The sequence below is a fragment of the Mucilaginibacter sp. genome (assembly GCF_028287845.1).
Lineage (GTDB): Bacteria > Bacteroidota > Bacteroidia > Sphingobacteriales > Sphingobacteriaceae > Mucilaginibacter.
Genome location: NZ_JAQBOW010000078.1, coordinates 26,429 through 51,711, shown reverse-complemented (window position 1 = coordinate 51,711; position 25,283 = coordinate 26,429). Strand labels below are relative to the sequence as shown.

Annotated in this window: 24 protein-coding genes and 1 riboswitch; of the genes, 21 read left to right on the top strand and 3 right to left on the bottom strand. The window is 41.5% G+C overall.

Annotated features, from left to right (window positions below; all coding sequences use genetic code 11):
- Window positions 1–98 precede the first annotated feature (98 nt).
- From JWP71_RS07570 to JWP71_RS07550, 5 genes are read left to right on the top strand one after another with little or no spacing between them, the layout of a single operon-like run.
- The gene (locus tag JWP71_RS07570) at window positions 99–1,490 is read left to right on the top strand and encodes a mercuric reductase (RefSeq protein ID WP_299498305.1); all 1,392 of its coding nucleotides are present in this window, start codon (window positions 99–101) and stop codon (window positions 1,488–1,490) included.
- Between the two features lie 6 nt (window positions 1,491–1,496).
- Window positions 1,497–2,462, top strand: a complete 966-nt coding sequence (locus tag JWP71_RS07565; protein ID WP_299498304.1) for an ATP-binding cassette domain-containing protein — start codon at window positions 1,497–1,499, stop codon at window positions 2,460–2,462.
- The gene (locus tag JWP71_RS07560; protein WP_299498303.1) at window positions 2,455–4,023 is read left to right on the top strand and encodes an ABC transporter permease/substrate-binding protein; all 1,569 of its coding nucleotides are present in this window, start codon (window positions 2,455–2,457) and stop codon (window positions 4,021–4,023) included. Before JWP71_RS07565 ends, JWP71_RS07560 begins: the two co-directional genes overlap by 8 nt.
- Before the next feature lie 5 nt (window positions 4,024–4,028).
- Window positions 4,029–5,177: an ergothioneine biosynthesis protein EgtB gene (gene egtB, locus JWP71_RS07555; RefSeq protein WP_299498302.1), complete on the top strand. Its 1,149-nt coding sequence runs from the start codon at window positions 4,029–4,031 to the stop codon at window positions 5,175–5,177.
- A gap of 19 nt (window positions 5,178–5,196) precedes the next feature.
- Complete coding sequence (locus JWP71_RS07550; RefSeq protein ID WP_299498301.1) at window positions 5,197–6,189, top strand: L-histidine N(alpha)-methyltransferase; 993 nt, start codon at window positions 5,197–5,199, stop codon at window positions 6,187–6,189.
- 253 nt (window positions 6,190–6,442) lie between these two features.
- Here JWP71_RS07550 and JWP71_RS07545 read toward each other — a convergent pair whose 3' ends face one another.
- A complete protein-coding gene (locus tag JWP71_RS07545; protein WP_299498300.1) occupies window positions 6,443–6,838 on the bottom strand; it encodes a VanZ family protein in 396 nt (131 codons plus the stop codon).
- Window positions 6,839–6,843: 5 nt separating this feature from the next.
- Window positions 6,844–7,224, bottom strand: a complete 381-nt coding sequence (gene gcvH / locus JWP71_RS07540) for a glycine cleavage system protein GcvH (RefSeq protein WP_299498299.1) — start codon at window positions 7,222–7,224, stop codon at window positions 6,844–6,846.
- A gap of 101 nt (window positions 7,225–7,325) precedes the next feature.
- Between gcvH and JWP71_RS07535 the strand changes: the two genes are divergently transcribed.
- Window positions 7,326–7,904 (top strand): DUF4142 domain-containing protein, encoded by a 579-nt coding sequence (locus JWP71_RS07535; protein WP_299498298.1) that lies wholly within the window; start codon window positions 7,326–7,328, stop codon window positions 7,902–7,904.
- 40 nt (window positions 7,905–7,944) lie between these two features.
- Here the strand turns inward: JWP71_RS07535 and JWP71_RS07530 are convergent, their stop codons facing one another.
- Complete coding sequence (locus JWP71_RS07530; RefSeq protein WP_299498297.1) at window positions 7,945–8,355, bottom strand: response regulator; 411 nt, start codon at window positions 8,353–8,355, stop codon at window positions 7,945–7,947.
- 233 nt (window positions 8,356–8,588) lie between these two features.
- Here JWP71_RS07530 and JWP71_RS07525 point away from each other — a divergent pair, with 233 nt between their 5' ends.
- From JWP71_RS07525 to JWP71_RS07455, 15 genes are all read left to right on the top strand, one after another.
- Window positions 8,589–9,017: a MerC domain-containing protein gene (locus JWP71_RS07525; protein ID WP_299498296.1), complete on the top strand. Its 429-nt coding sequence runs from the start codon at window positions 8,589–8,591 to the stop codon at window positions 9,015–9,017.
- 168 nt (window positions 9,018–9,185) lie between these two features.
- Window positions 9,186–9,620 carry a transcriptional repressor gene (locus JWP71_RS07520; RefSeq protein ID WP_299498295.1) on the top strand — a complete coding sequence of 145 codons (435 nt, stop codon included), beginning with the start codon at window positions 9,186–9,188 and terminating at the stop codon, window positions 9,618–9,620.
- 19 nt (window positions 9,621–9,639) lie between these two features.
- On the top strand, window positions 9,640–10,467 hold the full coding sequence (locus JWP71_RS07515) for an N-acetylmuramoyl-L-alanine amidase (protein WP_299498294.1): 828 nt from the start codon (window positions 9,640–9,642) through the stop codon (window positions 10,465–10,467).
- Between the two features lie 115 nt (window positions 10,468–10,582).
- Window positions 10,583–10,783, top strand: coding sequence for a hypothetical protein (locus tag JWP71_RS07510; protein WP_299498293.1), 201 nt, complete (start codon window positions 10,583–10,585; stop codon window positions 10,781–10,783).
- A 56-nt stretch (window positions 10,784–10,839) separates the two neighbouring features.
- Window positions 10,840–10,905: riboswitch (Fluoride riboswitch) on the top strand.
- Window positions 10,906–10,951: 46 nt separating this feature from the next.
- Entirely contained in the window at window positions 10,952–12,325 is a 1,374-nt protein-coding gene (locus tag JWP71_RS07505) for a voltage-gated chloride channel family protein (protein ID WP_299498292.1), read from the top strand.
- Between the two features lie 72 nt (window positions 12,326–12,397).
- Entirely contained in the window at window positions 12,398–13,513 is a 1,116-nt protein-coding gene (gene cfa / locus JWP71_RS07500; protein WP_299498291.1) for a cyclopropane fatty acyl phospholipid synthase, read from the top strand.
- A gap of 279 nt (window positions 13,514–13,792) precedes the next feature.
- Entirely contained in the window at window positions 13,793–14,167 is a 375-nt protein-coding gene (locus tag JWP71_RS07495; protein ID WP_299498290.1) for a transmembrane 220 family protein, read from the top strand.
- Window positions 14,160–15,008, top strand: coding sequence for an EboA domain-containing protein (locus JWP71_RS07490; RefSeq protein ID WP_299498288.1), 849 nt, complete (start codon window positions 14,160–14,162; stop codon window positions 15,006–15,008). Before JWP71_RS07495 ends, JWP71_RS07490 begins: the two co-directional genes overlap by 8 nt.
- Window positions 15,009–15,021: 13 nt before the next feature.
- On the top strand, window positions 15,022–16,008 hold the full coding sequence (locus JWP71_RS07485) for a TatD family hydrolase (RefSeq protein ID WP_299498287.1): 987 nt from the start codon (window positions 15,022–15,024) through the stop codon (window positions 16,006–16,008).
- A gap of 1 nt (window position 16,009) precedes the next feature.
- A complete protein-coding gene (eboC, locus tag JWP71_RS07480) occupies window positions 16,010–16,900 on the top strand; it encodes a UbiA-like protein EboC (RefSeq protein ID WP_299498286.1) in 891 nt (296 codons plus the stop codon).
- A gap of 396 nt (window positions 16,901–17,296) precedes the next feature.
- Window positions 17,297–18,463 carry a 3-dehydroquinate synthase gene (locus JWP71_RS07475; protein WP_299498284.1) on the top strand — a complete coding sequence of 389 codons (1,167 nt, stop codon included), beginning with the start codon at window positions 17,297–17,299 and terminating at the stop codon, window positions 18,461–18,463.
- Between the two features lie 53 nt (window positions 18,464–18,516).
- Window positions 18,517–19,722, top strand: coding sequence for a metabolite traffic protein EboE (gene eboE, locus JWP71_RS07470; protein ID WP_299498283.1), 1,206 nt, complete (start codon window positions 18,517–18,519; stop codon window positions 19,720–19,722).
- A gap of 9 nt (window positions 19,723–19,731) precedes the next feature.
- Window positions 19,732–21,078: a nucleotide pyrophosphatase/phosphodiesterase family protein gene (locus JWP71_RS07465; RefSeq protein WP_299498282.1), complete on the top strand. Its 1,347-nt coding sequence runs from the start codon at window positions 19,732–19,734 to the stop codon at window positions 21,076–21,078.
- A 142-nt stretch (window positions 21,079–21,220) separates the two neighbouring features.
- Window positions 21,221–22,987: an RICIN domain-containing protein gene (locus tag JWP71_RS07460; RefSeq protein ID WP_299498281.1), complete on the top strand. Its 1,767-nt coding sequence runs from the start codon at window positions 21,221–21,223 to the stop codon at window positions 22,985–22,987.
- Between the two features lie 439 nt (window positions 22,988–23,426).
- Window positions 23,427–25,211, top strand: a complete 1,785-nt coding sequence (locus JWP71_RS07455; RefSeq protein ID WP_299498280.1) for an RICIN domain-containing protein — start codon at window positions 23,427–23,429, stop codon at window positions 25,209–25,211.
- Window positions 25,212–25,283 lie beyond the last annotated feature (72 nt).

Sequence of the window (25,283 nt, the reverse complement as noted above, 5' to 3'; positions counted from 1 at the left end):
GGCAAAACTGAACTAAATCGGGCAAACAAAAACTGCTTTTGCGCATTGTAAATCTATCAAAGTATAAACTTATCTTTATTAAATAAAACCGCAAACCCATGAAGCCAAAGCAATATGACGTAATAATAATTGGTGCAGGGCAGGCGGGATTACCCCTGTCAAAAAAACTGGCAAAAGCAGGCAAAAAGGTAGTGCTGATTGAAAAACGATGGGTTGGCGGCACTTGTATAAATGATGGCTGTACACCTACAAAAACCTGGGTAGCATCAGCTAAAGCTGCATATATGGCGGCAAATAGCGGCCCGCTTGGTGTTAAAGTTAAGGGCTACAAGGTAAATATGGCCCAAATAAAAAAGCGCAAGGATGATATTGTAATGCACGCGCGCACAGGCAGCCAAAAGGCTATAGAAGAAACCACTAACCTCGACCTGGTATTTGGCGAAGCTATTTTTACAGGCATTAAAACTATAGAAGTAAAACTAAATAATGGTGGGACCGCGTTTTTTAAGGCTGATTTGATGTTTTTAAATACCGGCACAAAAACATTTATACCCGATATTGAGGGTTTGACGCATATTGATTATCTCACTTCAACCTCAATTTTAGAATTGGATAAAGTGCCTAAAAACCTACTGGTGCTTGGCGGCAATTATATAGGGCTGGAGTTTGGGCAGATGTTCCGCAGATTTGGTAGTAAGGTTACAATACTGGAAAAATCGCCAAGATTAATTTGGCGCGAGGATGAGGATATTTCTAACGAAATGCAGAAGATATTAGAGTTGGAAGGTATTGATATACAGACCGGTTCGCAGGCTGTAAAGTTTGAAAAATCTCAGAAAGGTAAAGTTGTTGCTACTATCAAAAATGCCAGAATTGAAAGAACAATAAAATTTAGTCATGTTTTGGTAGCCGTTGGCCGTAGACCCAATACAGAGACATTGAGACTTGATAAAACCGGTGTAAAAGTTGATGAGAAAGGATATATCATAGTAAATGACAAACTGGAAACCAACGTAAAAGGTATTTATGCATTGGGCGATGTTAAAGGCGGACCGGCATTTACGCATATATCGTACAACGATTACACCATTGTGTACCGTAACCTGATAGAAAAAACGAATTACAATACTAAGGACCGCCCTATACCGTATTGCATGTTTACCGATCCGCAATTAGGCCGGGTAGGCATAAGTGAAAAAGAAGCTAAAGAACAGGGTTTGGATGTAATAATAGCCAAACTACCTATGACCCGTGTGGCCCGTGCTGTTGAAACCGGTGATACCCGCGGATTTATGAAAGCTGTTATTGATGCAAAAACCAAAAAGATATTGGGCGCAGCCATTTTAGGTGCCGAGGGCGGCGAGATTATGTCTGTGCTGCAAATGGCTATGGAGGGTGGTATTACTTATGACCGGATACGCTATTGTGTTTTCGCTCACCCGCTGTATTCGGAGTCATTAAATAACCTTTTTATGCGCATTGACAATTAGCTGCTTATGATAAAGGTTGATCATTTAAGCAAATCATTCGGGAAGGTTAAAGCTGTGGATCATATCTCGTTCGAGGTAATGGAACAGGAGAACCTTATTCTTTTAGGCACCAGCGGCAGCGGCAAAACCACTACGCTTAGAATGATCAACAGGCTTATTGAGCCAACCGGCGGCAAGGTGTTTATTAACGGCGAAAATATTTTAGATCAATCGCCCGAGGTTTTGCGCAGAGGCATTGGTTATGTATTACAAAACAACGGACTGTTTCCTCACTATACAGTTGCCGCAAATATTGCCATTGTTCCCCAATTGCTTAAATGGGATAAAAAACGAATTAACCATCGCGTTAGCGAATTACTGGAAAAGCTACGCATGGATAAAACCTTCCTTAATGTTTACCCTGATGAATTGAGTGGAGGCCAACAACAACGTGTTGGATTGGCGAGAGCGTTAGTTGCTGATCCGCCGGTTTTATTGATGGACGAACCCTTTGGCGCGCTGGATAATGTTACCCGCTCAAAAATCCATGCCGAGTTTAAAGCATTGGATGAGTTAAAGCGCAAAACCATTATCATGGTAACTCATGATGTGCAGGAAGCTTTTGAATTAGGAGACAGGATCTGCCTGATGGATAAAGGTAAAATCATTCAAAACGGCACGCCAACCGAATTACTTTTTAACCCGGCTAATAGTTTTGTGAAGGATTTTTTAAAAGAACAGCGTTTGCTGCTTGAGTTTAAGGCTATAAGATTAAATGATATCTGGAGATACCTGGCACCTCAAACACCTAAACAGGGATCTGTTGACTTGCATGGCGACGCCAGTTTTTGGTCGGCCATTGAAAGTTTTAAGTTTGTTAATACAGAACATTTACATATCAAACATCATCAAAAAGATGAGTACCGGTCTGCCGGTTTTGAGGAGTTAATGGCGGCATTTTATCAGTATAAAAAACATCAGCCGCATGAATGAGCAGCAAACTTTATGGGGTTTTATGGCCCAGCAAAGCGATAAGTTGCTTACACAAACGTTGCAGCATATCGGGCTTACTTTTATCTCGCTTATAATTGCCGTGCTGGTTGGCTTGCCATTGGGTATTCTCATCGCCCGCAAAAAAAACTTATCCGGCTCAGTATTGGGAATTGCAGGGATATTACAAACTATTCCCAGCATTGCATTGCTTGGTTTTATGATACCATTGTTAGGTATTGGTGTTAAGCCGGCTATTGTTGCTTTGTTGTTATATGCGCTGCTTCCCATCATCCGCAATACCTATACCGGTATTACCGGGGTTGATGCAGCGGTTAAAGAGGCTGCAATTGCTATGGGCATGAGTAAATGGCAGGTACTTTTTAAAGTAGAGCTACCTTTGGCTATGCCGGTGATACTGGCAGGTATCCGTACCGCTACGGTAATCAATGTAGGTGTGGCTACGCTGGCGTCATATATAGCTGCGGGTGGCTTAGGCGAGTTTATATTCGGCGGTATATCGCTTAATAATACCAACATGATATTAGCAGGTGCTATCCCTGCAGCGTTGTTAGCCATTTTGTTTGATTTTTTGTTGTCGTTATTACAGCATCTGAATTTAAAAAAATTAAAACGTGCCGCTATTGTGTTGCCGGTGTTGCTTCTTGTAATGGCATCGTTCTATTTTATTCCATCAGCTTATGGCGACAAGTTAACTGCCGGTTTTACACCCGAGTTTATGGGTCGGCAAGACGGTAATCTGGGCCTGCAAAGCAAGTACGGATTAAAGATCCATACCATCGTTATCAGTGATGCGATTATGTATAAAGCCGCTTTTGAAAAAGAGCTGGATGTAATAAGCGGCTACTCGACAGATGGCAGGTTAAAGGCCTACGGACTGGTGGTTTTGGATGATGACAAAAAAATATTCCCGCCTTATTATGCCGCACCAATTGTGCGGGAGGATGCCTTGAAAAAATTCCCAGACCTTGAAAAAACATTAAATATGCTATCGGGCAAAATAAATGATAGCCTAATGACAGATTTAAACTACCGAACTGATTATCTTCACCAAAGCCCGGAACGTGTGGCTAAAGACTTTTTAATTGCACATAATTTATGGCAACCCCAACGCGGAGGAAATGGAGGGATTGTACGGATAGGCTCAAAAATATTTGGCGAGCAATATATATTAGCCAGTATGTACACGATGCTTATTAAAGGCTATACCAACTATGATGTAGCCACAAAAACCGGTTTAGGGGGCACAAAAATTTGTTTTGATGCGCTTACCAATAACCAGATAGACCTTTACCCCGAATATACCGGCACAGGTTTGCTGGCAATATTACACCCTCCGCAAAAAACAATTGACGTGTTAGCGGGCGACAGGGATAAAACGTATATTTATGTTAAAAATGAGTTTGAAAAACAATACCAAATTAAATGGCTGCAACCTATAGGTTTTAACAACGCATATGCTTTAATGATGCGTAAAAAACAAGCAGACGAATTAGGTGTTAAAACTATTTCAGACCTGAAAGAATATTTAGAGCGTAATTAAATCTGATGGACTTAACCGATTGTTATATAAAAGTTAGAAAACGTACCGAAAAGATTTGCAGCCATTTGCAGATTGAGGATTACGTTGTGCAGCCCGTGGCTGATGTTAGTCCGCCTAAATGGCATATTGGCCATACCACCTGGTTTTTTGAGACTTTTATATTAAAGCCCTATTTTGCCGCCTACCAGGAATATAATCCGGATTATAATTATGTATTTAACAGTTACTACGAAACCGTAGGCAACCGGGTAATACGCACAGACAGGGGTAATTTAAGTCGCCCAACGGTTAATGATATATACCGCTACCGCGAATATGTAGATGAGGCAATGGCTAAGTTTTTGTGCCATGAGCCAGCAGCAGAGGTAAAGGAACTATTAATCCTCGGCTTAAATCACGAAGAACAGCACCAGGAGCTTCTATACACCGATATTAAATACATATTGGGACATAACCCCTTATTCCCGGCTTACGATAGAAGTTATGGTTCGCCAAAAGTGGCGCAAAGCGATGCAGGTTTTATTAAATTAAATGAAGGTGTTTATGAAATTGGCTTTGAAGGCGAAGGCTTTTGTTTTGACAATGAATTAAATCGCCATAAAGTATATTTAAACAGTTTCGAAATTAGCCCGAATTTGGTAACCAATGCCGAATATTTAGAATTTATAAATGCGGATGGTTACTACGATTTCCGCCACTGGCATGCCGAAGGTTGGGATTGGGTAAAAACCAATCACATAGCAGCACCGCTTTACTGGCACATGATTGACGACGAATGGTATCATTATACTTTCCATGGGTTAGAACCGCTTAAATTAAATGATCCGGTTTGCCATATCAGCTATTTCGAGGCTTATGCTTATGCGGCATGGAAAGGCTTACGGCTGCCAACCGAATTTGAATGGGAGGCCGCGGCACTACAATTTGAATGGGGCAAAAGCTGGGAGTGGACAGAGAGTGCTTATTTGCCTTACCCCGGTTTTACAAAAGCTGCCGGCGCAATTGGCGAATATAATGGCAAGTTTATGGTAAATCAAAAAGTGCTGAGGGGGGCGTCAGAAGTTACATCACCGGGGCATAGCCGTATTACTTACCGCAATTTTTTTCAAACACATTTACGATGGCAATTTACTGGCATAAGGCTTGCTAAATAAATACATTAACCATTAAACGATGAACCAACCTGCCGCAAAACCCGAAATGATGGGCGTATCAAAGAATACAACAGCTATATTTTACGAGGATGTTATTAAAGGGCTGCAGTCATGCCCCAAACGCCTAAACTCCAAGTATTTTTATGATGCTAATGGTGATAAGCTTTTCCAGGAACTGATGAATTGCCCCGAATATTATCCAACTAAATGCGAACTGGAGATATTTTCTAATAAAACCGGCGCACTGGCACAATCTATAATTGCTGATGGCGATGGGTTTGACCTAATAGAACTGGGTGCCGGCGATGCCATGAAATCGAGCTACCTGCTAAAATATTTATTGGAGCAGCAGGCAGATTTTAGGTATTTGCCTATTGATATTTCAAGCAATGTAGTTAATTACCTTACCGTAAAGCTTCCGCTTACGTTGCCGGGCCTGCAAATTACCGGATTAAACGGTGAGTATTTTGAGATGCTTACAAAAGCTGCATCACTATCCAACAGGAGAAAAGTTGTATTATTCCTGGGGTCAAACATTGGTAACATGCCCGTAAAGGAGGCTACAGAGTTTTGCAAAGGGCTGCGTGAACATTTAAATCCCGGCGATATGGTATTGATTGGGTTCGATTTAAAAAAATCGCCAAAAACTATACTTGCTGCTTATAATGACAAAGGAGGCATTACAAAAAGATTTAACCTGAATTTACTGGAACGAATAAATCGCGAATTGAACGCCGATTTTGATTTAACCCAGTTTGATCATTACGCCATGTACGACCCCGAAAGTGGGGCCTGTAAAAGCTATTTAATAAGCCTGAAAGACCAGGTTGTAAATATCGGGGGGAAAGAAAATGTGCGGTTTATTAAGGATGAATATATTTATATGGAGATATCTCAAAAGTTTACCATTATGCAAACCGATCAAATGGCGGCAAACACGGACTTTCACCCGGTCGATCGTTTTTTCGATAATAAAAAATGGTTTGTTGATGTGATTTGGATGGCCGGGTAGAACAGCCCCTGCCTGGTCCTACCTGAACCTACCTGATTAGAGGTTGACGATGCAGGTGTATAGATTTCTCCCTATGGTCGAAATGACACCTAAATATAATCTGTATACCAATTACCTCGATGCGTAAACAACTGTTGGTTCGCTTGCCTTTGGCGGGGTTTTTACTTTGCTAAAATGGGGGCAGCCGCAATCTTTCTTAAAAATACTGCATGCCGAAAGACTTAATATGCCTAACAAACCAAGTATTATAAATTTACTTTTTAACATATTTAATTGCTCCAATTGTTACTAATATACTAAATGTGCCCATGCAAGCGCCAACTGCGTCGGCAAAAAGGTCGTTCCAGTCCCCACTGCGCCAGGTAAAAACCAATAATTGCAATAATTCTATCAGGCCGCCAAATAAAATAGCCATCATAGTTATTACAAACGCAGTTTTATACGATAGCATGCCACTATTTTGTTGCCTTATAAAACCATTACAGCAAAATACAACAAACACAAAGAAGAATCCGCAATGCACCAATTTATCAAAGCCGGCAAAAAACAAATGCGATTTCCCTACGCTGCTAAAATCAGCATTGCACATTATTAAAACAAACAAGGCCCACAAAATTGTGAGCCTTTGATATTTAATAAATTCTTTCATTAAGGTTATGCACCTACAAGGCCTTTATAGGCATCGGCAGATAATAGCGATTCAACATCGGCCGCGTTAGCAACTGTAATTTTTACCATCCAGCCTTCGCCGTATGGATCAGAGTTTACCAGTTCGGGCTGGCTGTCAAGGGCCTTATTAACCTCTGTTACCGTACCGGTAACCGGCATAAACAGATCAGACACTGTTTTAACAGCTTCCACTGTTCCAAAAATGTCTTCTTTGCTAACTTCCTTGCCTACCGAGTTAATATCTATATAAACAATATCACCTAATTCGCCTTGGGCAAATTCGGTTATGCCTATAGTAGCTACGTTGCCTTCTAATTTAACCCATTCGTGGTCTTTAGTATATTTTAATTCAGCAGGAAAATTCATGTTGCTTGATTTTATTTGGCCAAAAATAAGAAAACTTTAATCAACCCAATAAATTAACCTTATTAAACCGTATTTTTAATAAATATCAAATCCCTAACTTGATGAAAAGGATAGCACTATTAATTTGTACGGTATTTTCCGCATGCCTGCTGCAAGCATGCCACAGTAATAAAAATAACGAAGATGATTTGGACTATGGTACAACCAATACAGTTATTAACACCTCGAATAAAGTAACTATTATAGTTGGCAAAGACGATGCTAAATTTGTTACTGATATTGCCCAGGGCTGCCTGGCCGAAATTAAAATAGGCGAGTTAGGCAAACAAAAAGGACAGGATAAACGGATAAAAAATCTCGGCGCTATGATGGTTAAGGACATTACAAAAGGTAAAGGCCGATTAATTGCCCTTGCCAAAGCCAAGAAAATAACCCTGCCCGATTCAATTAGTGCCGATGAGCAAAAGGCTATTGCTGAATTAGCCAAAAAATCGGGTAAGGAATTTGATCACGCTTATCTGGATAAAATACAAATCGATTATAAAAAAGCGCTCGAGCAGTTTCAAAACACATCCAAACATGCTTTTGACCCGGAAATAAAAGGCTTTGCCGCAAAAAATGTATTGACCATACAGCGGCATTTGGATTTGATTGACGCGGTGCATGGGAGTATGAGGTAGTTAGTCTGTATTATTAAAAGACACTAATAAAGTAATCAGCTTAATTTGCGTTGAACATTTCTTTTATCTTATCAACGCTTAGGGGTTTAGAGATAAAGTTTTTTACCAGTGGATAAGATCTTGCCTTATTTATATCATTGCTAAAAACAGATGATGATATAATATAGATCTTGCTTTTACCTAACGGGTCAAGATTCAGGCGTTTGTATTCATCTAAAAACTCCCATCCGTTCATAATGGGCATGTTTATATCCAGCAAAATAAAATCGGGTAATAAGGAAGGGTCTTTTCTTTGTATTTCAACAAGCTCTTCAATAGCAAACCTACCGTTTAAACATGCAGATATAGCCGTATTTTCCACAGCTTTTTTTATTAATTTAATTGAAATGAAATTGTTTATTTCATCATCGTCCACTAATAAAATACTTACTGGTTTGCTATCGGCGTTCATATATTGGGTTTATACGGACTGGGGTTTAAAAGGTTAGTACTCCTATATGTTGTAAATATAAAAAAAACAATTTTATTTTGCTTGATAATAAATTAACAAAAAACAATAATACATAAACTTAATTTTAAAAAGCTATAGCGTAAGGCTTTAACTTTTAAGTAATTATACTGTCAAGCAAATATAATATTAATAAATAAAATGCAATAAAGTTGCATTTGCGTTATATTTGCAACATGACAGCAAAAAAACTGAGATCTAAACTGGATAGCATAGGTATGACTGCTTCTACACTATGCGCTATACATTGCGCTATTGTGCCTATGCTAATTACCTTTTTGCCTTTGGTTGGGTTAAGTTTTTTGGCTAACCCGTGGTTTGAGTGGGGCATGATTATATTAGCTTTACTATTAGGCGTGTCATCAATTTTTATGTCATACTTCAGTACCCATCGCAAGGCATTGCCATTATTATTACTGTTTGCAGGTTTTACATTGGTAATAACCGGTCATATATATTTAAGAGGCTTGATAGAGGCTATTGTTGTCCCTTCCGGAGGTTTAACCATAGCTTTTGCACATTTTGTAAATTTTAAATATGTGGGTATATGCAATAATAGCAACCAGTTTTTTCATTTAAAACATACACATAACGAGGAGCATTGAGCAAAGCCGCGATTACTTACTAAAAACAACCCTCTTTCCCGCTTGCGGAAGAGAGGGTCGGCAAGCGTAGCGGTGTCAGGGTGAGTAAACGGCGCGCTGTTTGTAATTGATTACTGATTGCAAAGCAAACAATTCCGCTAATTCTTAGTAATTTTGTAGGGATAACCAATGAACAATAATCAACAGTTTGAATATTTATTAAAAAGGCACCAGTTAAAACGGACAGAGCCCAGGCTAAGGGTATTGTCATTACTGTCTGCCAAAAGTGTTGCTATCTCACAGCCCGACCTGGAAAGTGTTATTGGCGATGTTGACCGGGTTACGCTATACCGTATACTAAGCGCATTCGAAGAAAAGGGCATTATTCATAAAGTATTTGATTTGAATGGGACCGCTAATTATGCCCTTTGCTCATCAGATTGTGCCGAGCATGATCATCATGACGAGCATTTGCATTTTAATTGCACATCTTGCAAAAAAGTATATTGCCTTGATGATCTGGATGTACAACCCGTAAAGCTCCCTGCCGGATTTAAAGTAGAAGGATTTAGTTGGAGTGCTACCGGTCTATGCCCAAAATGCAACAATAATAAAGAAGCATGAATCATACCTTATCGGCTAAATGAATAAAACCACCAGAAGTTTACAGGTACTACTACTAAACAGCGCATTGCTGGTATTATTTATCTTATTAAACTCATTTACCAACCCACCAGATTCTTCAAAAAAGAGCACGTTTCGTTTTAAAACAGTGGTGATAGACGCCGGTCACGGCGGTAAGGACCCCGGCACGCATGGCCTGCATGTTACCGAAAAAACCGTGGCGTTAGCTATCGCCAAAAAACTACGCAGGGCCATGCAGGAACAAATGAGTAGCGTTAATGTGGTAATGACGCGCGCCGATGATACTTTTATAGCGCTGGATAGAAGATCAGAGATTGCAAATGCGAACAATGGCAATTTATTTATTTCTATCCATTGTAATTCATCACCAGAAGGTACGGGCTATAGCGGCCATAAACAAAAAGGTACTATGATGCTGGTATATGGTTATCACCGCGTTAAAGAGCAACTGGAAGCCATTCGCGAAAACTCCTCTATCCTGATTGAAAAAGATTACCAGACTAAGTATAAAAGCTATGACGAGAATGACCCGGTAAACCGCATTTTGCTAAACGCTTATATGCAGAAATATCGTAAGCAAAGCATTATGTTTGGCGATTTGCTTAATAAAGAATTTAAGACCCAGGGCAGGCAAACCATTGGTGTAAAAGAACAAGGGATACTTGTTTTGGCCCACAGCGCCATGCCTGCTGTAATGATAGAAACCGGCTTTATTAATAACCCTGTTGATGAAGATTACCTTACATCAGACGCCGGACAGGATGAAATTGTACAGGTAATAATGAGTGCGCTTAAAGAGTATAAGGTTAAGACGGCGGTGCAGTAGCACTTTGTTGGACCAGGGTCGACGAGCATAGCGATGTCAGTGTGAGTAATCGCCGCAAGCTTAACAAAGCGATAAAGTATATGAATAGATTAATCAATTAATAAAACAACTAACCATGGATGAATTTGATAAAGCAATTGTACAAATAGGTATAAATAACTCCAGCGAAATAAACGGCGATCTGAAGGATTATTTCACTGTTATAAAAAAAGATAACGGCACCTATAATTTAAAATGGGAAAAAGACATTTCTACACATATACGCCATAAAGTAGCGGCTTTGGTTAAGAAGTATTATGTGCCGGAGGTTTTATAAAGTTGGGCGGGATTTATAAAATGTTTCTTATTTAAATTTAATCCCTAACTTTGGTTTTAACAAACGGAAATGGTGTCTTCCTACTCAACCGCCCTAAAAAAGCTGATGGCGCCTACAAAAATTTATTAACCCGCGGCATAGCCGTGCTTATTTTTGTAGGATATAACCATGAAAAAAATATTTACCACCACACACTTAGCTATCCTAAAACATTTAATCCGCTGGACGTTGATTACGCTACCCATAGCAATTGCTATAGGCAGTATGGTGGCCCTGTTTTTATGGCTGCTTAGCTGGTCCATACATTTCCGCTTTGCTCATCCCGAAATTTTATATGCGCTGCCTTTGGCCGGTATAGCCATTTACTTCACCTATAAATATTATGGTAAATCATCTGATAAGGGAAACAACCTTATCATGGACGAGATACATGAGCCCGGTGGCGGCGTACCCAAGCGTATGGCACCACTGGTATTATTAGCTACCGTTGTAACGCACCTGTTTGGCGGCTCGGCAGGGCGCGAGGGTACGGCTGTACAAATGGGGGGCAGCATTGCGCAATTATTTAGCAACTGGTTTAAATTAAATGCTGCCGATACCCGTATTATACTTACCGCAGGCATAGCAGCCGGGTTTGGGGCGGTATTTGGCACACCCCTAACCGGGGCAATATTTGCTATGGAGGTATTAACGCTGGGCCGCATTCAATACAATGCTTTGATCCCCTGCCTGGTTGCAGGCATAGTGGGCGATATAACCGTTGCGGCATGGGGTATTCATCACACCGCCTATCATATTGAAATTGTACCGGCTGGTCAGCATTTGTTTGCTGATTATTTGCCGTTTGATTTGTTGCTGCTGGCTAAAGTTATTATTGCCTCCATAGCTTTTGGGTTAACCAGCTTGCTATTTGCAGAGTCTGTTCATGGCGTTAAAAACCTGTTCAATAAATTCATCTTCCCAAAGTGGGCCATACCGGCATTGGGCGGATTAATAATTATCTCACTAACATTTATTATTGGCAAGCCTGATTATTTAAGTTTAGGGGTAGATGCAGAACACGCGGGGGCGGTTACCATACCATCGGCTTTTAATGCCGGCGGTGCCGATACCTGGAGCTGGCTATGGAAAACCATTTATACTACCATAACCCTGGGCACCGGCTTTAAAGGCGGCGAGGTAACCCCGCTATTTTATATTGGCGCAACGCTGGGCAATACCTTATCTGTATTAATGAATGCACCCGTTAGTTTGTTTGCCGCGTTGGGCTTCATTGCTGTTTTTGCCGGGGCAACCAACACACCATTGGCTTGTACCATTATGGGTATTGAGCTTTTTGGTGGTGAGTATGCTTTGTTTTTTGCAGTTGCTTGTTTTACGGCCTATTTTTTTAGCGGTAACTCGGGTATATACAGTGCGCAACGAATTGCTGTCCCTAAAATTTTCGAGGAGAAATCGCCGGACAAAATTATTTCCGACACAAGCAGTAAAAGACCAAATTATCTGAGCGGAAAATTGGTAAAGTATAAGATAACTAAGTAAGAAGTGATCACATTGATCTCTTTCATCATGCCAAATTTATTTTTGTTACTTTGTTACTAACAGATTGACAGCATGGGCTCTCCAAAACAAATTATTGAACACTTATTCAATGTAGCCGGGATCAAAATAAATGGCAATGATCCCTGGGATATAAGGGTGAATAATGAAAAAATATATGACCGTATCCTAAATAAAAACTCTTTGGGAATGGGCGAGGGTTACATGGAAGGCTGGTGGGACTGCGATGATCTGGACGGGCTTTTTTTCAGGATACTGGTAAATCAAATGGATGGGAGGATCCCTATTGATTTGGGTACGATATTAACCGTATTAAAAGCACGTTTATTTAACCAGCAAACCAAGGAAAAAGCAAAAGAAGTAGCCTATAAGCATTATGATATTGGTAATGACCTTTATAAAAAAATGCTGGATAAGCGAATGATATACTCCTGCGGGTACTGGGAAAACGCGCAAACTTTAGATGAGGCCCAGGAAGCAAAGCTTGACCTGATATGCCGTAAACTAAAGTTAGAAAGCGGTATGCGCCTGTTGGATGTTGGCTGCGGCTGGGGTGGCCTGGCTAAGTACGCCGCCGAAAAGTATGGCGTATCAGTAGTTGGTGTAACCCTATCAGAACCACAGGCGACAATTGCCCGTGAAATTAACAAGGGATTACCGGTTGACATAAGGGTGCAGGATTACCGCGATTTAAATGAACAGTTTGACAGGATAGTTTCGGTAGGTATGTTTGAGCATGTTGGTTATAAAAACTACAGCGCGTACATGGAAAAAATTTCAGCGAGTTTAACAACCGACGGTATTTTTCTCCTGCATACCATCGGCGGCAATACTACGGAAACCAGTACCGACCCATGGATAAACAAATACATTTTTCCTAACGGCATGCGGCCGTCGGCCAAACAAATAGCAACCGCTATTGAGCCTGTATTTGTTTTGGAAGACTGGCATAACTTTGGTTTATACTATGACCGCACATTGGTAGAATGGTTAAAGAATTTCGAGCAGAGCTGGCCAGCCATTAGTAAAGATTACAATGAAACCTTTCATCGTATGTGGCGGTATTACCTGACCGTAAGCGCCGTATCATTCAGGGTACGCAAAAATCAGCTTTGGCAAATAGTTTTAACTAAACAGAGTAGTTTAAAAGGATATCAATCGGTTAGGTAAAGCTTTTAGAAGCAATTGACTGTCCCAGGGACACGTGAATACAGTTGGGACAGTCTGGGACAGCCAGTTTTATCCACATAAACCTTTTACCTTTCGCCTTTTACCTTCTACTTTTTACCCTTCACTTCCCCCCTCACCTCAATATTTTTACAGAATCCTTGCATTAATATAGTATAGTTAGGCATTTGTACATTAATTTTACATCCTGATAAACCTGCGTACCCATAAATTATTGGATATCGCTTTTTTTTAAATAACCTTGTTGAAAAAATCAGTGCTATGATCTTCATAATTATTAACGTTATTTTTTGCCTGTCGTTTTTGGTATTTGCGTACCTGAACCTCAATGATATTGACTGGTATCTTTGGGTGCCTATTTACGTTGCTGTAGCCGCGTGCTGCGGGTTAGCTGTTTTTGGTAAATATTATCCATCGGTTTATTTAGGGTTGATTGTTTTTTACCTTATTTATGCCATCATCCTGTTTTTTGCCAAAGACGGAGTGCGCGATTGGATAGTTAAATACAAACAGCCAAGCCTGGTAGAAACCATGCAGGCCGAAAAACCATTTATTGAAAACACCCGCGAGTTTTTTGGCCTGCTCATCATATCCGCAGCGCTGATTATTGATTATTTGGTGGTGATGCATGTATAATTATAAAGTGGAAGAGATCAGACTAATAATAAAGGATATTATACGGGCCAATGTTGCGCCCGATGTTTTGAATTGGCTGGAAGAGGAACGCGCGTTAAATACATCGTTTGTATTGCTGCCGCGAAAAACGGGTAAGGCAATTATTAATATCAGCAAAGAGCAAACGGAACAGCTAAATGCCATCCTTCCCGGTTTTGCTGTAGATGGATGGAGCATAGATAGGTTGGGGCGCGCTTACTTGCTGTTGAATTTAGATGCTGCCAATAAAAATGAATATTTCCGCAAAATAGAAAGCTTGTTTTTAGCCGCCGAGATGGGCGAATTAGTCGCGCTGTACTCAACCTTACCATTGTTGGCTTATCCCGAGATATGGGTTAAACGATGTTCGGAAGGCATACGCAGCAATATTGGGTCTGTACTGGAAGCCATTATGTATCAAAACCCTTATCCCGCCCAAAACCTCGACCAAAGCGCCTGGAATCAGTTGGTGCTGAAAGCATTTTTTACCGATAAGGAAATTGGCAAAATAATAGGTATTGATAGCCGCGCAAATAAAGATCTGGCCTACGTATTAAGTGATTACGCTCACGAGCGCTGGGCCGCCAAACGCGAAGTAAATCCGAATTTGTGGAGATTAGTTGGTAAATTTATTGATGATAAACTTTTTGAAGATATAAAACGCCTGTTTGATGACGGGAATTTGGTTGACAGGAAAGCCGGGGCATTGGCTATATCCGCATCAAACTACCAGCCTGCAAAAGAGCTATTAAATAAATACCCTGAGCTGACAACAGCAATTGAAAACAAGAACTTAAGCTGGGATACTTTAACTGGCAAATAAAATATAGAAAGATATGTGTTGCACCCATTCGTTTGAAGAAGTAAAATCCGAGCCCTTATCACCGCCTGTGAGCCTGGACGGCATAAAAGGCATGAAATTTTTTGATCCGCACGTTCACATGACCTCGCGTACTACGGATGATTACCAGGCCATGGCCGACGCGGGCGTTGTTGCCTTAATAGAGCCGGCTTTTTGGCTGGGTCAGCCACGTACCGGCATTGATAGTTTTAGAGATTATTACAGCAGCTTGATTGGTTGGGAAAGGTTCCGTTCATCACAATTTGGCATTAAGCATTATTGCACCATCGGCCTAAACTCGCGCGAAGCAAATAATGAAGCCTTAGCCGAACAAGTGATGGAAATACTGCCCCTGTTTGTTTATAAAGAAGGCGTGGTAGGTATTGGCGAAATTGGCTTTGACGACCAAACCCCTGCCGAAGAAAAATATTACCGCCTGCAACTGGAATTGGCAAAAGAATCTGGTCTGCCGGTACAGATACATACCCCGCACCGCGATAAAAAAGGCGGCACTAAACGCAGTATGGATATTGCTATTGAGCACGGCCTTGACCCGTATAAAGTTATTGTAGATCATAACAATGAAGAAACGGTTAAGGATGTATTGGACCGTGGCTTTTGGGCGGCATTTACTATTTATCCCTTTACTAAAATGGGTAATGAGCGTATGGTAGAGATTGCCAAACAATACGGCTCAGAACGTATCATGGTAAACTCGGCTGCCGATTGGGGCATAAGCGACCCGCTGGCTGTACCGAAAACGGCTGCCCTGATGAAGATTCGCGGTATTAGTGATGCGGATATTGAATTGATAACCTATCGCAACGCCATAACAGCGTTCGCGCAAAGCGGCCAGATTGATGAGGCTGATTTTGCATCAATCACTAATGTAATAGACCAAAGCCAGAAATTTGAAGGTAATACCATTTTACGCGGCGGACAGCAACCACGGATAGATAAATCATCCATAATTATTAGTTAACATGAGAAAAAAAATAACCGTTTATTTAAGGCTGATGCGCCCGGCCAACATTGTAACCTCGGTTGCTGATGTTTTGGCGGGTGTAGCCATATCCGGTTATTTTTATCACCTCACGCTTACTACAGGCGGTTTGTATCCGGTTGCTTTATTATGCCTGTCAACCATTGGCTTATATGGTGGCGGCATTGTTTTTAATGATGTTTTTGATGCAGAACTGGATAAGATTGAGCGCCCCGAACGTGCCATCCCCAGCGGGTTGGTCAGTAAAAAAGAGGCATCCTATTTAGGCGCATTTTTATTGCTATGGGGAATTGGATTTGCATTCTCCTACAGTAATCATGCCGGGGCTATTGCTGTAGCTATCGCGTTTTTTGCTTTGCTTTATAATAAGATAAGTAAGCATTATGCCTTTTTTGGTCCGCTTAATATGGGGCTGTGCAGGGGATTGAACTTGCTGTTAGGTATAAGTATAGTAGTATCATCTATTAACCAATATTGGTATTTAGCCATAGTGCCTATACTGTATATATTCTCTATCACCATGATAAGCCAGGGCGAGGTGCATGGCGGCAATAAACGCAATTTGTATATCGGCGGCAGTTTATATGCAGTTGTTATTATCGCTATTCTTTATTATTCCATTATTCAAAATCAGTTTATAACCATCCTGTTTATCCTGCCGTTTGCCTGGATGATATTTAAACCGTTAATAACGGCTATACATCACCCTATTGGCAAAAATATAGGTATGGCTGTTAAGGCAGGCGTTATCTCGCTTATTTTAATGGACGCTGCCTGGGCCGCTGCATTTGGCTCTATATGGGCGGCTATATTTATTGCCTGCTTGCTGCCTGTATCCATGCGGTTTGCAAAGATGTTTGCGGTAACATAAGTAACATATATTTAAAATGCTCCGTAGGAGCTACAGGTCGGTAGAAACAAAATAAAGCATACTGCTGCATGCCGTAGGTATGCCACTAAGTTCCGTACCTACGGTCAATGTCATTAAGTTAAAGAAATTTACCAATAAAAAATGTCATTTCGAACGAGGTACGAGAGAGAAATCTATACAAGACAGGTTCAGCGACTTACCCGTGTATAGATCTCTCACTATGGTAGATGACAAATCTCTTAACTTAATGACATTGACCTACGGCATGGTATCCAATATTATATTTATGGTACCGAAGCACAATTGCCTATCTGCTAACCCTAACCTCAATTTTTCCGTCAAATTTTTGATATATAAGCGATATTAATTTTATGTTTTAGATATTAGCTTTTTGATATGGAATATTTACAGCAGTCGTTTAGTGTGAAGTTTGAGTATAAGGTCTTTTTTACCACTGGCCTTTTTGATCTGACCAATACCGGTTTTGATGATTTTTTGGCGGCAGACGCGACATCAGCATCAGTAAAAAAAATATTGTTCGTAGTAGACCAGGATGTACTAAATGCAAACCCGGAACTGGCTGATAAAATAAGCAAATATTTTGCTATCCATAAAGCCGCGCAACTCATCCCCGAAATTATATTAATGCCCGGCGGCGAAACCGTAAAGAACAACGAATCTCATTTTAGTAAACTATTAGATACCATAAATCATTATAGTATTGACCGCCATAGTTATATTGCTGCCATTGGCGGAGGGTCTTTGCTGGACATGGCAGGTTATGCTGCTGCGGTTGCGCATCGTGGGGTTAAACATATCCGTATACCTACTACGGTTTTGTCTCAAAATGATTCGGGTGTGGGTGTTAAAAACAGCATCAATTACTTTGGTAAAAAGAATTTCCTGGGCACGTTTGCGCCGCCCGTAGCTGTTTTTAATGATGATCAGTTTTTACTGACTCTGACCGACCGCGATTATCGCTCCGGTATATCCGAAGCAATAAAAGTTGCCTTAATAAAAGATGCTGCATTTTTTGAATGGCTTGAAAACAACGCGGCCGCATTGGTGGCCCGCGATATGGGCACCATGAAATATTTAATAAAACGTTGCGCCGAACTACACCTTAACCATATTGCCAGCCTTGATCCGTTTGAAAAGGGCTCATCGCGACCGTTGGATTTTGGGCATTGGAGCGCGCATAAACTGGAACAATTAACCAATTTTGCAGTTTTACATGGCGAGGCCGTAGCGTTGGGTATAGCTTTAGATACAGTTTATTCTAATCTATCCGGCCATTTACCGGCAGATGAAACACACCGGGTTATTAATTTAATAAAGAAGATAGGGTTTGAAATTACTCATCCGTTATTAGAAGTGACAGCTGATGATAGCCCGATTTTGGTTGGCCTGCAAGAGTTTAGGGAACATTTGGGAGGAGAGCTAACTATTATGCTGCTTGACCGTATTGGCAATGGTGTGGAAGTGCATAATATGAATACCACGCTGATAAAAAAAGCGAGTGAAGCATTACGGAACGAATACTCTGTGCTTGATCCGGCATAATTAGCCTTACCAAACCAGGAGTCTATAATTGTTAACCTATAAAACTTAGTATAATGCAATTAGCGTCTGGCCATTTAACTTATTGTACAAATATTCATGCCGGCGAAACCTGGTCCAAGCATTTCGCTGCATTAAAAGAAAATTTTCCTGCTATAAAAAGCCGGGTATCGCCGGATAAGCCAATGGGGATAGGCCTGCGCCTGTCAAACAAAGCCAGTGTTGATTTGCAAAAAGCAGAAAACCTGGTACTGTTTACACAATGGCTCAAAGAAAATGATGCCTATGTTTTTACCATGAACGGGTTCCCGTACGGCGAATTTCATCATACCGTAGTAAAAGACCAGGTACACGCGCCGGATTGGACAACCAAATTGCGTGTTGATTATACCATCAGGATGTTTCATATCCTGGCTGCCCTGCTGCCAAAAGGTATGGAAGGCGGCATTTCTACCTCGCCATTAAGCTATAAATACTGGCATAAAACCGAGCAGGAATTGCAGCAGGTAAAAAATGAAGCCACCTCAAACATCTTATTGATTGCAGGGGAGTTAATAAGATTGCGCCGGGCAACGGGTATAATAATGCACCTTGATATTGAGCCCGAGCCTGATGGGGTATTAGAAACCGGCAAAGAATATATCACTTGGTACGAAGATGTATTGCTTCCGTTGGGAAGAGAAAGTATTGCAAAAAGGTTTAATATTTCTGCTGAAGAAGCGGAGCAATTGATTAAAGATCATATAACTTTATGTTATGATGTTTGCCATTTCGCTATTGGTTACGAGCCGCACCAGGAAGTTATAAATGAATTGGCCGCGAAGGGTTTAAAAGTTGGTAAGATACAAATCAGCGCTGCATTAAAGGCAACATTGCCCGAGGATGCAGAACTAAGGGAGCCAATTAGAGACGCTTTTGCAAAGTTTGATGAGTCGACCTATTTACACCAGGTTGTCGCTAAAAAAATTGATGGCAAATTACTGCGCTACCCCGATCTGCCGGAAGCATTGGCTGATATAGAAAATGTTACGGTTAAACAATGGCGCGCGCACTTTCACGTTCCGATATTTACAGAGGAGTTTGGCCTGGTACAATCAACACAGGCAGATATTGTTAAGGTGCTGGATATCCATAAAAACTCGTTATTTACTAATCATTTAGAAGTAGAAACCTATACCTGGGGTGTATTGCCTGATGAAAAGAAGCTGCCTTTAAACGATTCGATAATACGCGAATTGAATTGGGTTAAAGAGCAATTATAATTTATGACGATGAAAAAAACGGTTGTAATAGATGTGGTTGGATTATCCAAATCCATAATAGGCGAACATACCCCGTTTCTTCAAAAATATATAGCCGATAAAAATATTACTACAATTGAGCCGGTGCTGCCTGCGGTGACAACCTCGGTACAATCAACCTATTTAACCGGTAAATGGCCCGCGGAAACGGGCATAGTTGGTAATGGGTGGTATGACCATGCCGATGCTGAAGTTAAGTTCTGGAAACAATCAAACAAACTGGTTAACGGCGAAAAAATATGGGACAAGGCTAAAAAAGAAGACCCTTCTTTTACCAGCGCCAATATGTTTTGGTGGTACAATATGTATTCAACTGCCGATTATTCGGTAACCCCTCGTCCGCAATATTTGGCTGATGGCCGCAAAATGCCCGATTGCTATTCGCAACCTGCCGGATTACGTGATACTTTGCAGGAAAAACTGGGCCAGTTCCCTTTGTTTCAGTTTTGGGGACCGGGAGCCAACATTAAATCGACTCAATGGATTGCAGATGCATCCATGATAAACGATGACCTGCATAACCCCATACTAACTACTATCTACTTACCTCACCTTGATTATTGCCTGCAAAAGTTTGGTCCCGATTTTTCAAAGATCAGCAAGGAGCTTAAGGAAATAGACCAGGTTGTAGAACAACTGGTAACCTTTTATAAAAAGAAGGGCGCCGAGATCATTATCCTATCCGAATATGGCATTGCGCCGGTAAGCAACCCCATACATTTGAACCGTTTGTTCCGCGAGAATGATTTACTGCAGATACGGGTTGAACGGGGCTTAGAATTGCTGGACGCAGGAGCATCAAAAGCATTTGTAGTTGCCGATCATCAGATAGCGCACATTTATATTAATAATTTGGCTGTTACCGAAAAGGTAAAAGCCTTACTGAAAGGCGTAAAAGGCATTGAGCTGATCTTAGATCGCGAAGCACAAAAAGAATACCATATTAACCATGAACGTGCCGGCGATATTGTAGTTGTTGCGGATGAAAAAAGCTGGTTCACCTACTATTTCTGGCTGGATGATGCCGTAGCGCCCGATTATGCCCGCTGTGTAGATATCCACAAAAAACCCGGTTATGACCCGGTTGAAATGTTTATGACCTCGAAAGGCAGAGCAGCTTATAAACTGTTGCGTAAACTGGCAGGCTTCAGGTATGTAATGGACGTAATTCCTTTAGATGCTACTTTAATTAAAGGCTCGCACGGGCGAACAAATATTGCTGATGAATATAAGGCGGTTTTAATAACTGACGAGGTACAAAAGGATGTTTTACCTACAGATGTGTTTGGTGTTATCTGGAAGAGTTTGAAGGATTGATTGTTTTCGGGTTTTTCAACGCTTTATCTTGTTTCTATTCTATCGTAATTCTTTTGCTACAATCCATACATAACACTTAACTACCTGATGAATTTCTTAATTTGGTTATCTCTATAAACAATAAACCAAATTATAAACCATCATGTTAGTTCAAGTTTCACAGCAAAGCTGCTTTATACAAGTATCGGCAGCAAAAAATAAATCCTCTTTTTTAAAGCGGGCCTTAACTGTCCTGCTAATTTTTACAGCTATAGGCCAACAGCTACATGCGCAGCATGTGGTAGATGCCACCACCATGAGTGGTAAAATATTAGCAGGTTACCAGGGATGGTTCCGTACCCCCGGCGACAGGCCGGGAAGCACCAACTGGGCCCATGTGTTTAATTCACGCGGTGATACCGGAAAACTATTGCCTGCAAGGCTGGCCCTGGATACCTGGCCGGATATGAGCCAGTATGATAAAGATGAACAAACAGTTGTGCCGGGATGGACCTTCCCCGACGGCAGTCCGGCTACCATGTACAGCGCTCAAAATCCCAAAACGGTATTGCGCCATTTTCAGTGGATGAAACAATATGGTATTGACGGGGTATGGCTGTCGGAGTTTTGCGGCAGTTTCCGTAACGGCGTGCCCGATCCGACTATGTACACAATTATGAAAAATGTGCAAGCCGCGGCTAAAGCCACCGGGCGCACCTGGGCATTTATGTGGGATATGAGTTCATTCGGCCCCACCACATCCAAAGAAATGGTTCAAAATACGTTAATAAACTATTGGAAAAAAATGGTTGATGACGGCATTGCTACCGACCCGCGTTATATGCATGACCACGGTAAGCCTGTGCTGCTGATATGGGGATTTTTTCCTGAACGCCCTGCATCGCAACCCGATTATATGAACGCGGTTATTGATTTTTTGGAAGCACCAGGAAAATACCAATGCGCTTTAATAGCCGGGGCCACCAATACCTGGCGTAGTAAAGGTACACCCGAGTTCCAGGCCATGTTAATGCGCATGCAGGGTTTACAGCCCTGGAGCGTTGGCCGCAGGACTACCGACCCCGCAACAGGATACTCAGTGCCTAATACCAGCGAATGGGCTGCCGATATTGCCATGTGTAAAGCGCATGGGGTAGTGTTTCAGCCGGTAATTAACAGTGGTACACATAAAGCGGGCCCGCCGCCCCCGCCCGGAACGATACAGTCTGTACCCCGTCGTATGGGCCAGTACCTATGGCAGCAGTTTCGTGATGCCGACAAAACAGGCGTTATTAACAGCGCGTTTGTTGCCATGTTTGACGAGGTGAACGAAGGCACACAAATAAATAAAATAACCAGTAAACCGCCTGTACAGGCACCATTTTTAACCTATAACGGCGCCACTAATGATTATTACCTGCGCCTGGTGGGCGAGGGTGCCAAATATATGAGAACCGGGAAAGCCGTTCCTCCAACTATACCTATCTCGCCTTTTGATGCCAAAAAATGGTACAAACTAAAAAATTTGGCCAGCGGGTTGATGTTGAGTAACCAAAGCAAAACAGCAAAGACATCGATAATGCAGGCGGCAGACGGTACTGATAAAAACAGTGAATGGCAGTTGGTGTATTTATACGACGGCAGCAACGGTTATTTTAAAATAAAGAACAAATTATCGGGTAAGGTATTGTACAGTACAGCCGATGGCGCTGTAAGTCAGGCCGCCGATGTGCCGGCTGATTACGCCAAGTGGCACCTGGAATTTGATGCTACCGCCAACTGCCGCATTATTAATAAAGTAAGCGGCAAGGCATTAAGCAGCAATAGTACAACCACAGCAAATTCGCCCGTTGTGGAAGTAGCCGACCCAACCAAAGTGGAAGATCTGAAAACCCGCGATGATTTGCGGTGGCAGGTGATTGAGCAGTAAGTTAGTGATTGGAGATTAGTTGATTAGAAATTAGTTATTATAGTTTGACAACTTTTTAAAAGTTGTCAAACTATAATTAAAGCCCTCCGCCGGGATGCCTTAAGAGAGTAAATTTTTGTTTCACTACTTTCAAATCTACTGATTTGCAATTTCTTGATAGTCAGTAATATAATTAAAAATTATCCATAAAAATACTGACGAATAAGTTGTTACATTTTGTTACATCACTTTTTCGTAGTTTGTTTATTTTCAATAAGTTAAGTCGAAATCTTGTTTCACTTGTTACATTTTGTTTCACTCTCGCGTGTAACAAAACCAACCGCGTAGCATTCGTAATTCTTTTGCTACATTCAATCGATTGCATTAAACTGTCGTAATGAATTTCTTAATTTGCTTAATCTCCGCCAGGATATTTAAACCAATTAATAAACAAACCATTATGACAATTAAAGTTTTACAAAAAAACCGTTTTCGGCTTTTAAAGCGTGCATCAGTTATGCTGGTGGCTCTTATGGCTGCAGGCATTCAGCTTAGGGCGCAAAAGAGCCATGTCAACATACAAAAAGTTGATGCTACTACCTGGGACAACAAAATAATGGCCGGTTACCAGGGATGGTTCCGTAACCCGGGTGATAACCCAAAGAATATTAACCAGGGATGGTCGCATTTGTTCAATGGCAATGGTGCCGGAGGTGCGGTTATGCGTCCCGGTTTTGATATGTGGCCCGATATGAGTGAATATGCCGCAAACGAAAAAACCGCGGTACCGGGATATACCAATCCGGACGGAAGCCAGGCTTACCTGTACAGCGCGCAAAACGCTAAAGCGGTAATGCGCCATTTTCAATGGATGAAAAAATATGGCATTGATGGCGTATGGGTGTCTGAGTTTTGCGACCACTTCCCTTATGGCAGGCAGCAGAGCGATAGCACCACGGTATATACCATTATGCATAATGTAGAAGCCGGTGCCAAGGCTACCGGCCGCACCTGGGCATTTATGTGGGATATGAGCGGCTTCACCAGCCGCACACCGCAAACATTGATAAGTAAAGAGGATGTATACAAGATCATAATAACCAACTGGAAAAAAATGGTTGACGAAGGCGTTACCAGCACCCGTGGGCGCTATATGCACCAAAATGGTAAGCCGGTACTGCAATTATGGGGATTCTTTCCTGATCGCCCGGCATCACAGCCTGATTACATGAACGCGGTTATAGACTTTTTACAGGCTCCCGGAAAATACCAGGCGGTTATATTAGCCGGTGTTGATGATAAATGGAGAACAAAGGGAACCCCTGAATTTGTAAATATGCTGATGAGAATGCCCGGCTTACAACCCTGGAGCGTAGGGCGTGCCACTGTTGATGCCGCCACCGGATACAAGGTGCCCAATAGCATTAATTCATGGGCCGCCGATATAGCCATGTGTAAGGCTCATGGTGTAGTATTTCAACCGACCATCAATTCGGGTACAAACATAGCGGGGCCTCCGCCTCCGCCGGGGAAATTACCATCTGTGCCACGTCGTAGCGGCAATTATTTGTGGGCACAGTTTGTAGCAGCTCAAAAAACCGGCGTTATTAACAGCGCGTTCATTTGCATGTTTGATGAGATAAATGAAGGTACACAGATCATGAAAACCACCAATCATCCGCCTACACAGTATCCGTTTTTAACATTTGACGGAGCAACCAGCGATTTCTATCTGCGTTTGGTAGGTACTGCCTCCATGATGCTGAAAAAGCATATCTCTATTACACCGGTTATACCTATATCTCTTTTTGATACGAAAAAATGGTATAGGATACAAAATAAAGCCAGCAGCTTAATGCTTACCAATCAAAGCAAAACAGCAAAAACACCATTAGTGCAAACTGATGATGCAAAAAGCATCGGTGGCGAGTGGCAGTTAGTATATGTAGCCGATGATGGTAACAGCTATTATAAAATAAAAAGCAGGTTATCAGGCAAAGTGCTAAGCCGCGCGGCTGATGATTCTATAATACAAACTGCAGACATTAAATCTGATTACTCAAAATGGCACTTCGAGTGGGACGGCACAGGCTATTGCCGCATCATAAATAAAGTAAGCGGGAAGGCGTTAAGCAATGATAACCTTACTACCACGAGCGCTCCGGTTATACAAGTTAAAGATCCAACCAAACCGGCTGACCTGAAATCGCGGGACGATCTTCGCTGGAAAATAATAGAAGAATAGTAAACCGTATATAATAAAATAAAGCCCGCCCCGATAATATTGAGGCGGGCTTTATTTATTTACGGCCTGAGA